General features: G+C 65.4%; 14 protein-coding genes. 7 read left to right on the top strand and 7 right to left on the bottom strand.

The annotated features are described in order from the left end of the window. Nucleotides 1–53: 53 nt before the first annotated feature. The 5 genes from B0919_RS12600 to B0919_RS12580 form a co-directional block, all read right to left on the bottom strand. Complete coding sequence (locus B0919_RS12600) at nt 54–587, bottom strand: GAF domain-containing protein (RefSeq protein ID WP_078012614.1); 534 nt, start codon at nt 585–587, stop codon at nt 54–56. 99 nt (nt 588–686) lie between these two features. Further along, complete coding sequence (locus B0919_RS12595) at nt 687–1,472, bottom strand: LytR/AlgR family response regulator transcription factor (protein ID WP_078012613.1); 786 nt, start codon at nt 1,470–1,472, stop codon at nt 687–689. Between the two features lie 80 nt (nt 1,473–1,552). Further along, nucleotides 1,553–2,689: a sensor histidine kinase gene (locus tag B0919_RS12590; RefSeq protein WP_078012612.1), complete on the bottom strand. Its 1,137-nt coding sequence runs from the start codon at nt 2,687–2,689 to the stop codon at nt 1,553–1,555. Between the two features lie 91 nt (nt 2,690–2,780). Further along, a complete protein-coding gene (locus B0919_RS12585; RefSeq protein ID WP_078012611.1) occupies nt 2,781–3,485 on the bottom strand; it encodes a hypothetical protein in 705 nt (234 codons plus the stop codon). A 294-nt stretch (nt 3,486–3,779) separates the two neighbouring features. Continuing rightward, nucleotides 3,780–6,002: a TonB-dependent receptor gene (locus tag B0919_RS12580; RefSeq protein WP_078012610.1), complete on the bottom strand. Its 2,223-nt coding sequence runs from the start codon at nt 6,000–6,002 to the stop codon at nt 3,780–3,782. Nucleotides 6,003–6,188: 186 nt separating this feature from the next. On the opposite strand from B0919_RS12580, the gene B0919_RS12575 reads away from it, so the two are divergent. From B0919_RS12575 to B0919_RS12555, 5 genes are all read left to right on the top strand, one after another. Then, on the top strand, nt 6,189–7,901 hold the full coding sequence (locus tag B0919_RS12575; protein WP_176133026.1) for a T9SS type A sorting domain-containing protein: 1,713 nt from the start codon (nt 6,189–6,191) through the stop codon (nt 7,899–7,901). Nucleotides 7,902–8,243: 342 nt separating this feature from the next. Continuing rightward, the gene (locus B0919_RS12570) at nt 8,244–8,705 is read left to right on the top strand and encodes a YsnF/AvaK domain-containing protein (RefSeq protein WP_078012787.1); all 462 of its coding nucleotides are present in this window, start codon (nt 8,244–8,246) and stop codon (nt 8,703–8,705) included. A gap of 42 nt (nt 8,706–8,747) precedes the next feature. Next, nucleotides 8,748–9,584 (top strand): YsnF/AvaK domain-containing protein, encoded by an 837-nt coding sequence (locus B0919_RS12565; protein ID WP_078012608.1) that lies wholly within the window; start codon nt 8,748–8,750, stop codon nt 9,582–9,584. Between the two features lie 268 nt (nt 9,585–9,852). Next, nucleotides 9,853–10,866, top strand: a complete 1,014-nt coding sequence (locus B0919_RS12560; RefSeq protein WP_078012607.1) for an SDR family oxidoreductase — start codon at nt 9,853–9,855, stop codon at nt 10,864–10,866. 35 nt (nt 10,867–10,901) lie between these two features. Continuing rightward, nucleotides 10,902–11,336 (top strand): hypothetical protein, encoded by a 435-nt coding sequence (locus B0919_RS12555; RefSeq protein WP_078012606.1) that lies wholly within the window; start codon nt 10,902–10,904, stop codon nt 11,334–11,336. A gap of 160 nt (nt 11,337–11,496) precedes the next feature. Here the strand turns inward: B0919_RS12555 and B0919_RS12550 are convergent, their stop codons facing one another. Continuing rightward, on the bottom strand, nt 11,497–12,045 hold the full coding sequence (locus B0919_RS12550; protein WP_078012605.1) for a DUF4136 domain-containing protein: 549 nt from the start codon (nt 12,043–12,045) through the stop codon (nt 11,497–11,499). 195 nt (nt 12,046–12,240) lie between these two features. Here B0919_RS12550 and B0919_RS12545 point away from each other — a divergent pair, with 195 nt between their 5' ends. Further along, nucleotides 12,241–12,732, top strand: a complete 492-nt coding sequence (locus B0919_RS12545) for a hypothetical protein (RefSeq protein WP_139362091.1) — start codon at nt 12,241–12,243, stop codon at nt 12,730–12,732. A gap of 48 nt (nt 12,733–12,780) precedes the next feature. Here the strand turns inward: B0919_RS12545 and B0919_RS12540 are convergent, their stop codons facing one another. After that, nucleotides 12,781–13,212: an EamA family transporter gene (locus B0919_RS12540; RefSeq protein ID WP_078012603.1), complete on the bottom strand. Its 432-nt coding sequence runs from the start codon at nt 13,210–13,212 to the stop codon at nt 12,781–12,783. 220 nt (nt 13,213–13,432) lie between these two features. On the opposite strand from B0919_RS12540, the gene B0919_RS12535 reads away from it, so the two are divergent. Beyond that, nucleotides 13,433–14,392: a 3-oxoacyl-ACP synthase III family protein gene (locus tag B0919_RS12535; RefSeq protein WP_078012602.1), complete on the top strand. Its 960-nt coding sequence runs from the start codon at nt 13,433–13,435 to the stop codon at nt 14,390–14,392. Nucleotides 14,393–14,474: the final 82 nt, after the last annotated feature.

Here is a 14,474-nt window from a genome sequence, read left to right as displayed (position 1 = left end):
CCTCGCGAAGGCGCCTGCCGGTGTAGAAAGAGCTAAACTTTTGCAGCGGGGCCTTATTCCACCGCCTGGCCTTGCATATAGGCCTGTACCACCGGCAGCAGCAGCGGCAAGGCGGCTTCCAGGTACTCGCGCTGGCCGGCCGTCCAGTGGTGCGGGTGGCCAAAGACGCAGGGCTGCAGAATACCCCAGAGCTGTCTGTCCGCATCGAGGATGGGCGCATGCACCAACGCCCGGTGCCCGAAGGTGCGGCGCTCGAAGTCGCGGTTGAGCACCTCCGGCCCGGCAGCGTCCACATCGTCGACATACACTGTGGGCTCAGCGGCCAGGGCGGCCCGAAACAGCGGGTCTTCGGTGGGCAGCGCGCCGGTATCGTCCTGCCACGGGTGGCGCGGATCGGGCACGGCCTCGTCGAGGCGCCAGAGCAGGGCAATGCGGCCGCGCCCCCGCGCCGGGTCGCGTACGTACAGAAAGCAGCGGTCGGCCCCCACGTGCGGGCCAATGAGGGCCAGCGCCTCGTTCAGGACAGTTTCGGGCGAGTCGGCACGCGTGAGCGTATCCTGCAGGGCAACGAGTTCGGGCGTGGGCATAAGCAACGGAGTTGTTGCAGGCAGTACGCGCCCCTGTCGTGGGGGTTGGCAGCATGCCTTCGGGTGGGGCCGCTCGTGCTCCGGCACTATTAGGCCTGCTCAGCGGTCCAGCCAGGCGCGGAAGGCCGGTACCCGCTCGCGGCTGACGAGCACGTCGCCTTCGGGGCTGGCGGGCTGCAGGGTGGTTTTCAGGCGCGAGTTGGTGTAGTGAATAATGTCCTGAATGGCCTCGTGGTGCACGAGGTAGGCGCGGTTGAGGCGGAAAAATTGCTGCGGATCGAGCAGCTTCTCCAGCTGCTCCAGTGTTTGGTCGAGCACGAAGCGGCGGTTTTCGCGCGTCTGCACGAAGGTGGCTTTTTCCAGGCTGAAGAAATAACTCACCTGCTCCACGGGCACCACTTTCAGGTGCTCCCCCACTTTCACCACAAACTGCTTCTTGTACTGATTTTGCTGCGGCTGCAGTTGCTGCAGCATCTGCGCCAGCAGCGCGGAATCGAAGGCGGGCGGGGCAGCAGCCGGCGCGGCGGCGCGCATGGTGCGCAGCTTGCGCAGAGCCGCCTGCAGTTCCTCCTCGTCGATGGGCTTGAGCAAATAATCCACGCTGTTGACCTTGAAAGCGCGCAGCGCATATTGGTCGTAGGCGGTGGTGAAGATGACCGGGCAGCGCACCTGCACCCGCTCAAACAGCTCGAAGCTCAGCCCATCGGCCAGGTGAATGTCGAGGAAGAGCACGTCGGGCGGTGCGGCAGCCGTTTGCAGCAGAGTCACGGCGGCCTCCACCGAATCGGCGGTGGCCAGCACCTGCACGGGCGGCTCCTGGCGGCGCAGCAGGTCGGTGAGGCGGCGGGCGGCCAGCGGCTCGTCTTCAACTACAAAGGCGGTCATGGGCGGTGAAATGGTGAGTTGATATTTAGGAGGTGCGGGGCCGCGCAGCTTGCGCAAATAGAACGATGCTCACCATTTCACTACCCCACCAACTCACCACTCAGCGCCAGCACGGGCAGCGTCACGCTGAACTCCGCGGCGTCGCGCTCCACCTGCACCGGCTCGGCGGTGAGGTGGCGGTAGCGGCCCTGCAGGTTGGGCAGCCCGATACACGTGGACTCGCCCGGCGCTACCCGGCGCGGGCGCAGCGTGTTCACCACGCGCAGGCGGCGGCCCGCTTCGTCCAGCTCGATGCGCAATTGCAGGGGCTGGCTGGCGGTGGCTACGTTGTGCTTCAGGGCGTTTTCGATGAGCAGCTGCAAGCTCAGCGGCGGCACCACGGCGTCGGCGGGTACGGCGGTGGCGTCGGGCATGGTCACGGCCAGAGCCTCGCCGTAGCGGATGCGCTGCAGGAAAAGGTAGGACTCGGCGAAGGCCAGCTCGTCGTGCAGCGGCACCACGTCGCGGCCGCGGGCGTCGAGCACGTAGCGGTACACCAGCGAAAGTTGGCGAATGAAGCGCACGGCCACTTTCGGCTCTTCTTCCACCAGCGAGGTCAGCGCGTTCAGGGCGTTGAACATGAAGTGCGGATCGAGCTGCTGGCGCAGGGTTTCGGCCTCGGCCTGGGCCATTTCCTTCTGCAGCCGCTCGTTTTTCACCAGCGCCTCGCGCCAGCTCAGCAGGAAGGAACGGCTGTGCAGCACCAGCGAAATCAGCATGGCCATGAACAGCGGAAACACGTAGCGCGGCCAGATAGCCGCCGACCACAGTATCTCCACCGGGCGGCCCAGGTAGAGCACCAGAAAGCCGAAGTTGATGAGCAGCACCACCAGCAGCGAGCCGCCGATGGAAATGAGCAAGGTGAGCAGCAGGCGCCGGATCGGCTCCTCCCGCCACGACACGTAGCCGTCGAGCCAGTCGACAGAGTAGCCGTTGCTCAGCCACAGGCCCATCGAGTAGGTAAAGTTCATGACGAAGTTGACCAGCATGGCCTCGCCGTCGCCTTGCCAGCACCGGGGGCAGGTGCTGATGCTGGTGAATACCGACAGAACCAGCACGGACAGCAGCAGCCGCAGCCAGCGCCGCCGGTTCTGGAGCGACCAGCGGCGTACCGGGGGAATCTGGGTGGAGCGGTCGGCGGGCATGGCGGGAGCAAAAACGGCGTGGGCGGCGGGCATTGGGCAGGGCAAGATAAGCGCGGATATGCTGTTCTACGCCGCTGCCCGGCCGCTCCTGCGCTGGGGCAGGCCAGCCGGGCAGCGGCGGTGGTTACTTCGAGGCCTGGGTGCTGGCGGCCGTTTCGTACTGCTTCAGGCGGCCCATCAGCTGCCGCTCGCCCCAGCTGGGGGCGAGCGGCGTAGCAGGCCGGAAGGCGGCGTAGCGGGCTTTGGCTTCGTCGTACACGGGCTTGGCGGCCTCGGCTCCGCCTCCGAACATCTTGGGCGTGAAGTACAGGTTGTTGGCCTGCACCAGGTAGATGCGTGGGTTACCCGGGTTCAACTCTTTGGCCGCGGCCAGCGCCTCGTTGACCTTCGGCGACAACTGCATGGAGCGCATCATGGGCGAAATGCTCAGGCGGGCCTGGTAGATGTAGGCCTGCAGCACCAGCAGCTCCGATTTGTCGCCCCCAAGCTTGCGGGCCTGCTGCAGGGCGGTTTCAGCCTGGTCGAGCTGCTTATCCTTCACGTCGCCGTCTTCCTTGCTCTGAAAGGTGGCAATGAGCAAGGCGTAGCTCTGGTAGTAGCGCGGCAGCCAGTCCTGCGGGGCCACGGCGGCGGCGCGCTCCATCTTGCTGGCCAGCTCCTTCAGCTGCACCGCGTCGCCGGTGCTCATGATGTCCTGGATGGTGGCCGCGAGCATGTCGTGGTAGCCGGCGGGGGCGGCTTGCGCGGCGGTAGTTTTGGGTTGAGTCTGCGCGGCAGCGGGAGTCAGCGAAGCGGCGAGCAGGGCGAAGAAGAGCAGGGACGTTTTCATGGTGATTGAGGCGGTTGGAGGTTGAGGTTTGGAAGAAGGCGGCGGGCGTTTGCCGCGCTGGTGATTCAAAAGTGGGGGCCGGCTTTCCGGGCCGAAACTTTGGGTTGCCCAAGCGTCGGATGGGGCGGATGAAGCGTTGGCGCGCAGGGCCGAATTGTTCTGCGGTTTCGCCTTACCGGCTGCCTCTCTCCGAAAAGAGAATGCGCATCAAGCTTTGGGGTGAGCTGGAAGAGTTGGGTGATTCATGGAGCCGTTCTGCCAACTCACTATTTTCACCATCTTACCAGTTCACCGCTACTCCGGTGCGGTTTCGGTGTCGGCGGGGCGCTTTTTGTTGATGGAGATGAGCAGGCCCACAAACAGCATGCGCGGTGCGGCGGGCGTCACGGCCGTGCCCTGGTAGTGGCCGCTGGCGTCGGGCGTAGCGGCGTAGCGGTAGCCGAACACGTTGTTGCGGCCCAGCACGTTGGAGCAGGAAACGTGCACGATGGTCAGGTTGCGGCGGATGCTCGTCACGTAGCTCAGGTTCAGGCTCAGGTCCTGGTAGTTGGGCGTGCGGGCCTGGTTGTAGCCGGGCTGGTTGGGGTCGTAGTAGGCGCGCGGCGAGCCGTAGCTGTAGGTAGCGCCCAGCAGCGTGTGCAGCGGCTGAATCCAGTACTTGCCGACTACCGAGAGATTGTGGCGCGAGGCGAAGGTGGGCACGGCCAGCACCGGGTCTTGGCGCTGCTGCCGGCGCGTGTCCACCAAGCCGTAGCTCACCCAGTAGTCGAGGCCTTTTACCGTCTTTTTGTCGCGCCAGAACAGGTCCACGCCGCGGGCGTAGCCCTGGCCGGTGCTCTGATAGCTGCTTGGGCTGAAGGGCAGTAGCACGTTGCCGGTCAGGGCCAGCGGCGCGTAGCGCACGAGGCGGGCGTAGTCTTTGTAGTAGGCTTCCAAGCGCAGCGTGCGCTCATTTTTCACGCGCTGATAGCTGACGAGGTAGTGCGTGGCCCGCTCGAAGCGCAGCGCGGGGTTATACTGTCCGAAGCGCAGCAAATCGTTGGCCGGCGTCTGGTAGAAGTAGCCCCAGGCGCCCGACAGCTGCGAGCCTTCACGGAACTGATAAGCTAGGGCCAGGCGCGGGGCAGCGTTCCAGCGGCCCAGCACCCGCGAGTATTCGGCACGAGCACCGGCGCGGGCCACCAGCTTGTTGCTGAAAGCAATGTCGGATTCGGCGAAGGCGGCGGCACGGGTTTCGTCGAAGCCCGAGCGCAGCTCCGGGGCGGCACCTTCCGTGTTGGACTGGTACTGCTGCCGGAAGCGTTGGGCCAAGCCCTCGGCGCCGAGCTTTAGGTTCCAGTAAGTGCTGGCCGAGTCGTTGGTGAGCACCACGCGGCCTACCAGGCTCTGCTCCAGCTCGTGCACGCGCTGCACGTCGGGGCGGATTTCCTGCTCGTCGCGGGTGCCGGCCAGGCCCGTCTGCAGGCTCCAGCCGCGCCGCAACGGGCTGCGGAAAGTGGCGTTCAGGTATTCGTTGTTGTTGCCAAGGGCCACGGGCCGGCCGCCGTCGAAAGCCGGGTCGGGCTGGCGCAGGGCAAAGCGCGAGCGGGTGACGGCGCCGTACACTTTCAGCATGCCCAGCTCGCCTACGCGCTGCCGCACGGCCACCGAGCCGCCCGCCGACTGCGGGGCCGTGGTCCAGCCCCAGCGCTGGGGCACTAAGCGGTAATAAGGTTGTAGGTTCGTGTAGTCGCCCGTCATGGCCACCGAGCTGCGCTCGAAGCGCTGCTGGTGCGAAAGACTCAGCCCCACCGACAAGAGCGAAATGCCGGTCTGCGTTTCGGGCGCCAGGTCGTAGGAGTTCAGCCCCACCACCGCCGACAGCGCCTGCCCGTACTCGGCCGAGTAGCCGCCGGTGCTGAACACGGTGCCCTTGAACAAATTCGGCGAGAAGCGCCCGCGCGAAGGAACGCCGGCCACCGACGCGTTATAGGGGCTTTGCAGGGGCAGGCCGTCGAGGTACTGCCGGGTTTCGCCGGCCGCCCCGCCGCGCACGAACAGCTTGCCCTCCTCTCCTACCCGCGAGGTGCCCGGCAAGGTATTCAGTGCCCCGCTTACGTCGGCCAGCGCCCCGGCGGTGGTTTGCACGTCGCGGGTGGTGAGCACCGTGCTGCGCTTTTCGTCGCTGGCCTCGAAGGAGCCGGCCGTAATGGTCACGTCGCCGAGCTGGTTGCGCACTTCCTTCAGCGTGAGGGCAAGGCGGTGAATCTGCCCGTCGAGCACGGCGGGCTGCTCCTGGGGCTGGTAGCCCAGCAGCGTGACCAGCAGCGGCAGCGTGCCCGTCTGGCGGGTACTGAAGCGGAAGCGGCCGAGCGAGTCGGTGGTGGCGCCGTCGAAGGTGGTTTTCAGGAACACATTGGCGCCGGGCAGCGGCTGGCCGGCCGCGTCGCGCACGGTGCCGCTGAGCGTGGTTTGGGCAACGACGACGCTGGTGGAGGCGAGCAGCAGCGGCAGGGCGAGAAGTAGCGGACGGTTCATGGCTGGGGCGTTTGGAATGCTCCAAAGGTGGCCGCCATGCTCCCCTGGCCGCCACTTGCCGTTGCCGAAGCGTCGGCTGGTCAGGACGAAGCGTCGCGGCGGGCCGATGAGGCCGGCGCGGCCCGTAGGTTCTGCGGCGCCAGTCCCGTAACTTACCCGACCTGTTTTGTCCGCTCGCTTGCCTGCATGCCTATTGCCCTTTCTACCCCGCTGCGCCGGCACACGGCGCGCTGCCTGCGCCCGTTGCTCCGCTTCCTGGTTCTGCTGCTGGCCACCGGCCTGCCGGGGCACCGCGCCCGCGCCCAGGCGCCGCCGAGCTGGCTGCTGACGGCTCAAAGCCGCACCACGTCGGTGTCCGGCGTCAATGCCATGCGCTGCGCCGTCGATGCCGGCGGCAACGTCTTCGTGGTGGGCAGCTTCAACGACGTGCTGAACTTCGGCACGCTGCCCGCGCTGACCAGCCGCGGCAACAGCGACATTTTCGTGGCCAAGCTCAGCCCCGCGGGGCAGTGGCTGTGGGCCCAATCGGCCGGTGGCTCCGGGGCAGATTACGCCACCAGCATTGGTCTGAGTTCCACCGGCGAGGTGCTGGTAGCGGGCAACTTCGTGGGCACCGCCCGGTTTGGCTCACTGCCAGGTGTGGTCAGCGCCGGTGGCCAGGACGTCTTTGTGGCGCGCTTAGCCGCCGCCAACGGCCAGTGGCTCGCCACACAGCACGCGGGCGGCGTCGGCCTCGACAACTGCAGCAGCCTGGTGGTGACGGCCAACGACGAAGTCGTGGTGGCCGGAAGCTTCAGCCAGGTGGTTGCCTTTGGGCCGACTCATCAGCTGACGACCAACGGCGGCGAAGACGTGTTTGTGGCCCGGCTAACCAGCAACCTGGCCTCCTGGCACTGGGCCACGCAGGCCGGCAGCACCGGCACCGACGGTGCCAACGACCTGGCTCTGACCGCCAACGGCGACGCCGTGGTAGTGGGTGCTTACACCAATACCACCCGCGGCGCCACCTTCGACAACCTGCCTCCGCTCACGGGCACCACAGGACGCAATATGTTTGTGGCGCGGCTGCAAGGCACCACCGGCGAGTGGACGTGGGCCATTGGCAGCGCCGGCCAAACCGGCTCGGCCATAGCCATCAGCGTGCCCACCGACGAAGTGGTGGTGGCGGGCAACTTCGCGGGAACGGTGACGCTGGCGGGCAGTGCGCTGGTCAGTGCCGGCTCCAACGACGTGTTTGTGGCGCGGCTCGACGGCACCGGGCAGTGGCTGACGGCCCAGCGCGCCGGCGGCCCCGGCGACGACACCGCCAACGACGTGGTCATCAGTGGAACGGATGGCGCGGTGGTGGTCGGCTACTTCAATGCTACGGCCACCTTCGGTACGCAACCGTCCCTGACCAGCGTCGGCGCCCGCGACCTGTTTGTGGCCCAGCTGAACCGCCCGCTCAACCGTTGGGGTTGGGCATTGCGTGCCGGCGGCACCAGCCACGACAGCGGCAACGGCGTGGCCGTGGCCCCTAGCGGCCGGCTGACCGTTACGGGCTACTTCGGTCAGCAGGTGAGCTTCGGCGGGCTGCCCGCGCTCAGCAGCACCAGCCTCGATGCCTTCGTGGCCCAGCTCGGCGGCGCGACAACGGCGGCCAGCCCGCGTCAACCCGGAATCCTCAGCGCGCAGGTTTATCCGAACCCGGCTTCCCGGAACGTGAGTGTGCAGCTACCCGGCCGCGGGGCCGGCAGCGCGGTGCTCCTCAACAGCCTGGGGCAGCTGGTGCGGCAGGCCACGTGGCCCGAGGCGGTAACCAGCCCCAGCCTAGACGTGCGCGGCTTGCCCGCGGGCGCTTACCAGCTGCGCCTGACGCAGGGCGCGGCTCAGCAGAGCCAACGCCTGATGGTGGAGTAGCTGACGCGGCTTTTTACGCTGCATTTGAAAATGCTGGCATGGTTTGGCGGCGCCTGGCGCCCGCACATTCGGAGCCGGACAATTCAAGATGAGCAAAAACCGCTTTCAGACGACATGCCAACTAGCAAACTGTTTATTTTCAAATAAATAGCTTAAATATTATATATTAATATCCGGCAATCAGATAGGCTACCGCTAAGCTCGTGTGTTGTATTTTTTATCCTAATCTGGACAATAACAAGTCAACAAGGCACGCGTAAGCTCAGGTGATTTACCGCTTTAGTCACCTGCGGGATGTTTCACCCGGCCCAGTTCTCCACTGGGCGCTAGCCACGCTTGCGCATGCTTCCCCCTGCCGCCCCCACCCCCTCCGACGACTTTAATGCGCCCCAGTCCATTGAGCCGCAGCTGGTGATTCCGGTCATCGAAGAGCAGTTGCGCGTCGGGACGGAAGTGGTGGAAACCGGCCGCGTGCGCGTAACCAAGCAGGTACACGAGGAACACCACGACATCACGGCTCCCACGGTGCGCGAGGAAATCGAGGTGCAGCGCGTGCCCATCAACCAGTACGTGGACGTGGCCCCACCGGCCGTGCGCCAAGAGGGCGACACCACCATCATGCCCGTGCTGCGCGAAGTGCTGGTGGTGGAAAAGCGCATTCTGTTCGTGGAAGAAGTGCGCATCACCAAGCGGCAGGTGCACGCCGAAACCACGCAGCCCGTCACACTGCGCCAGGAAGAAATCATCGTGGAACGCGTCAGCGGCGCCACGCCCCCACCGGCGGGCTCGGGCATCAGTGCCTGACCCGCCGTTTTATTTCCCCAACCTAAACCTTACCCAAACACCATGGCACAACAAACCGTCATCGGCATGTTCGACGACGCCAACCAGGCGCGTCAGGCCGCTCAACAACTGGAATCCATCGGGGTTACCCGCGACCATATAGATGTATCGGCCCAAAGCGCCGGCACCCAGCAAACCACTCAGTCGTCGAGTGACGACTCCATCGGCGGGTTTTTCCGCTCGCTGTTCAGCAGCGACGACGAAGTGCAGAACTACTCGGAGGTAGCGCGCCGCGGCGCCCTCGTTACCGTGCACGCCGACACCACGCAGGAAGCCGAGCGCGCCCGCGACATCCTGGACCGTTTCGGGGCCGTGGACGTGGATGAGCGCGCCCAGCAATACCGCAGCGGCTGGATGGATGCCAGCCAGCAGCAAACCGGCGCCCAGAACCTGACAGATCAGCAACAAACCACCGGCGCTATTCCCATCATTGAGGAGCAGATGCAAGTGGGCAAGCGCGTAGTAGAAACCGGTGGCGCCCGCCTGCGCAGCCGCATCATCGAGCGCCCGGTAGAAGAGCACCTGCGCCTGCGCGAGGAACACGTGAACGTGGAGCGCATCCCCGTAAACCGCCCGGCCACGGAGGCTGATATTCAGAACTTCCGCGAAGGCGAAATGGAAATTACCGAGCGCGCCGAGGTGCCCGTAGTGGGCAAAGAGGCCCGCGTGGTGGAGGAAGTGCGCCTGGGCAAAGACGTGGAGGAGCGCGACGAAACTATCCGCGGCACGGTGCGCCGCACCGACGTGGAAGTGGAGCGTATGGAAGGCGACCAGGCCTTTCAGCAGCGCCGCATGACCTCCGACGATGACGACGACACCAACCGCGGCAGCGGGCTGTAGTAGCCGGCTCCCACCACCTATTGCCAGAACGGGCCGCTGCGTGTGCAGCGGCCCGTTTTTTATGCTGGCGCCGGTTCCACAAAATCCGCTTCCATAGCCACCAAAGCGAATAATGAGCTGATCCATAGCCGTATCTCGACACTAACCTGCGGGGCAGCCTCCCGTTTCACCCAACTCACGTCAGGCGCACCCGGGCAGCTGGTGCGGCCCGGAGGCTGCGCGAATTGTCTGCGTTCAGCACTGCCCTTTTTTCCTCTAAACACCCGCTATGAAACTCAAGCTTAAACCCCTTGCTCAACAAGTCATTGTCATCACCGGCGCGTCGTCCGGCATCGGGCTGGTAACGGCGCGTATGGCCGCCAGGCAGGGCGCCAAGGTAGTGCTGGCCGCCCGCAACGCCGAAGCCCTGCGCGAGTTGGCTGATGAAATCCGCGCGCAGGGCGGGCAGGCGCTGGCCGTGCCCACCGATGTCGGCAGCGAGGAGGAGATGATGCGCCTGGCGGCGGCAGCCGTGGCCGAATTCGGCACCTTCGACACCTGGGTCAACAACGCCGGCGTGAGCATCTTCGGCTACTGCGACGAGGTGTCAATACCCGACATGAAGCGCATGTTCGATACGGTGTATTGGGGGGCGGTGTACGGCTCGCGCCTGGCCGTGGCGCACTACAAGCAGCGCGGCGAGGCGGGCGCGCTCATCAACATCGGCAGCTTCTTCGGCGACCGGGCCACGCCGGTTCAGAGCACTTACTGCAGCGCCAAGCACGCCCTGCACGGCTGGACAGATGCCTTGCGCATGGAGCTGGAAATGGAGAAGGCGCCGGTGTCGGTGACGCTTGTTCACCCCGGCCGCATCGACACGCCCTACAACGAGCACGCCCAAAGCTACTACGAGCACCAGGTGGCGCACCGCGGCATGGTTTACCCTCCCGAGTCTGTCGCCGAAGCCGTCCTGTTTGCCGCCGAGCACCCTAAGCGGGATATGTTCGTGGGTTTTCAGGCCAAGGCCCTGGCGGTAGTCGGCCACGTGGCCCCGCGGTTTATGGATAAGCTGATGGAGGCACTGATTCCGCCTACCCAAATTGACCCGAAGCGCCCCTCCAAAAACCCGGAAACCAGCGCGCTGTACGAGGCGGGTTACGGCCTGCAGGAGCACGGTTCGCACGAAGGTTGGTTTCGCTCCGGCAGCTACTACGTGAAAGCGCAAAAGCGGCCCTGGCTGGCCGCGCTGGCCTTGGCAGGCGTGGGCGGCGCGGCTTGGCTGCTGGCGCGGCCGCGCTCCTGACATCATCTGACAGCTACCCTTTCATCAACGCTGAAATGACCACTTCCCGGCCCTCCCTGGCTACTGCGCTGGCCGAAGCGCAGCATGTGCTTGGCCAGGCAAACAGCTACATACCCAAGCCCGTGTCGCCCCAGACCCACGCGTGGATTGACCTGCTGGCCTTCCCGGCTATGCTGGGGCTGTCGGCCTGGCTACGCAAGCGCAACAGCGCGGCGGCAGCTTTGGTACTGTTCAATGCGTTGGGCGAGGGCACCATTGCCGGCATTACCGATTTTCCGCCTAGCCTGCTGCCGCTGATCAGCTTTCGGAACCACATCCGCATCGGCCTGCTGGCCTCGCCCATGTATCTAGCCTTGGCAGCCCTTACGCCGGGTATCCCCTGGCGCTACCGGCGCTTCCCGGTATACCTGGGATTGGTGCCGATAGTGCTCAATAGCTTGAGTAACCCGAAGAACCGCGCGGCTCACTAATTCCGGCACGGGCCAAAATGTGCGCAGCGGCCGGGTTCACCAAGAGGAGTTTGGTGAACCCGGCCGCTACGACTTTCTGAGGCGCGGCCACATCGTTCAGCGTGCCTCGCTGCCGGGTCTATCAAGCAAAACGATACGCGGGGGGCCAGCCATTTCCCGGCTAATGCCGCGGCGCCACCGGGAACCGCTCGAACAGCTCGGCCATGGCGTCGTCGATGCGCCTGGTGAGCTTTTCGGGGTCTTTGGTGAGCGTGCTGGCGGCCACGCCCTGCCACACGGCTTCGTTGCGGGCCGCATCCACCAGCTCCACGGTGGCGGTGCCCACGGCGTAAGTGCTCACCGGCACTTCCTCACTTTTCCAGTGGTAGTTGCGCTGCCCGATGTACTGCGGGGCGCCGTCGGTGATAAAATTCGTCTGGCGCGTCTGCACCTTTTCTTCCGTTACCACGCCGATGTTCACCCATACGTCGGGGGTGGCGGCCTGACGGTAGCCGCGGCGTTGCAGCTCGCGTCCCACGGCTTGCTTTAGCGCGTCGATGGCGCCGGGCGGGGCGTCGAAGGCGGCTTCGTTGCGGGCCGTTGCGTCGAGGAAGTTGTAGGTTTTGTAGCCGGCCAGGTTGATACCGGGCGTCTCGGTGGTCGATTTGATGTCGGTGGTGGAGCAGGCAGCCAGAAAAGGCAGCAACAGCAGCAAAAGCAGTTTGCGCATGACTAAAAGAGCAAGGTTGACGCGGCGCGGGGCCTGAAGGCACTCCGTAGCGCCTGATGTTTGACTAACAACGGATTATACGCGCCGGCGTCCATCGTTGCCGGCCAAAGCGGGTTGATTTGATTGGCGGGGCGTATTTTCGGAAATCTGCACGCCTGCCTTGGCAGCTGATTATCCAACCTGATACTTTTCCCCGTGAAACCATTTACCCTGTGTACCGCCGCATTGGCCGCCACCGCTACGCTGATCCTCGCCACGACGTCCTGTACCGCTCCCCGCAGCGCGCCGGCAGCCCCGCAAGCAGCGGCCACAGTGACGAAGCCCACCATCGAAATCCTGTCGCTGAATCCGGCGGCGGGCAGCCAGCTCAGCGCGGCCAGCACCATCCGGGCCCGGCTGGCCTACACCGTGCCGGCGGCCGATACGGCTACGTATGGCTACAGCTTGTTTGTGCAGTTTGCCACCACGCTGGCCGATGGCCGCACCGTGGGAGCCCCTACTTCGGGGTCACTCCCGAAGCTGACGCCGGGCAGCGGCACCCTGGACGTCGTCACGTCCCTGGACCGCGTGTGGAACAACCCGGTCATCAAGCACCCGCTCACCTGCTCCTACTATTTGGTGAAGTACACTTCGGCGCACCGCTCCACGGTGGTGGCCCGTACCGAACCTATCACCTTCGCGGAATAGTCTGCCGCCGTTAGTCGGGGCACTTACAGCAGAAGTAGGCCTGATCCGCTACCCGGCCTGCTTCTGCGACCAGGCGATAAACACGGCGCCGGCCACCATCAGCACGGCGCCCACCACGAGCTGCCAGTTCAGCTTTTCCTTCAGAAAGACGACGGCCAGAATCACCACGAACACCAGCGACACTTTATCGAGCACACCGGCGCGGGAGGCCGCCCCGAGCTTGAGAGCCTGAAAAGAAAACAGCGACGAGAGGCAGGTGATGACGCCGGCTGCCACCAGATACAGCAGGTCGCGGCGGGGCACCTCGGCCAGCCCGCCCAGCTTGCCCTGCCAGGCCACCACGCCCCACGACACCAGCAAGATCAGCACGGCCTGAATGGCAAAGGCCAGGACGGGGTCGACGTGCTTGATGCCTACCTTCGAGAGGGTTACGACCACGGCGGCGGATATAGCGGCCAGCAATGAAAAGATAATCCACATACGATGCGGGCGCAGCCACCGGCGGCCGGGAGAGGCCCCGGTCCGCGGCCGCCGCGGTAGTAGACGGTACGGGCCCTCGGCGCCCGAGTTACCGCGGCCACACCCGGCGCAACGCGGCCCAGCCCGCCCCGTACGCAAAGGCTGCCTAACTTGGGCCCGGCCAGACGTCTTTCCCCCGTTACCGCGCCGCTTTTGTTGTCTGCCTACCCCCATCGTTTCTGTGTACCTCCACCACGTCGCGGCGTATTTGCCCGCTACCGTCGTTTCTAACGACCACTTCACCCAGCTCAACGGCCTTTCGTCGGACTGGATTATCGAACGAACCGGCATCCGTGAACGACGCCGCGCCGGCAAAGGCGAAAACACCAACACCATGGCCATTGCGGCCAGCCAGCGGGTTCTGCAGGAAGCGCCCGGCATCGAAGCGGCCGACATCGACCTCATCGTGGGCGCCACCTACACGCCCCACGATACCATCGTGACGCTGGCCCACGCCGTGCAGCACGCCCTGGGCGTGGCCGACATCCCGGTGGTGAGCATCTCCTCGGCCTGCTCCTCGCTGCTGAACGCGGTAGAAATCGTGCAGGGCTACTTCGCCTTGGGCAAGGCCCGCCGCGCGCTGGTCGTCACCTCGGAGCACAACACGGCCTACAACAACGAGCAGGACACCGTGGCTGGCCACCTCTGGGGCGACGGCGCCGCGGCGCTGCTGCTCACGCCGGAAAAGCTCGCCGACACCGATTTGCGGGTGGATGAAGTCATCACCGCCGGGGCCGCCACGGTGGGCAAAGCCACCACCAGCGTGACGCTGAAACCGGTGGAGCGCGGCATCGTGATGCCCCACGGCCGCGACGTGTTTCAGTACGCCTGCCAGTACATGACCCGCGTAACCGAACAGGTGCTGGAACGCCACGGCCTGACCGTGCAGGACTTGCGCTGGCTGATTCCGCACCAGGCCAACAAGCGCATCAGCGACGTGGTGGTGCGCAACACCGGCCTGGCGCCCGAGCGCGTGGTATCCAACGTGGAGCGGCTTGGCAACACGGGCTGCGCGGGTGCCGCCATCGGCCTGGCCGATACCTGGGCGCAGCTGCAGCCCCACGACCGGGTGGTAGTGACGGTGTTCGGTGGGGGCTACTCCTACGGTGCCATGCTGCTGACCCGCGAAGGCGCCGCGTAACGGCTGCCAGGCAGCCTGAACGGCTTACTTACACGCAAAAAGGCCCCGGCAAGCCGGGGCCTTTTGCAGTGGGTCGTGCGCC

Source organism: Hymenobacter sp. CRA2 (assembly GCF_002007105.1).
Taxonomy (GTDB): domain Bacteria; phylum Bacteroidota; class Bacteroidia; order Cytophagales; family Hymenobacteraceae; genus Solirubrum.
The sequence above is the reverse complement of the archived record's forward strand: the minus strand, read 5'-3'. Positions and strand labels throughout refer to the sequence as shown.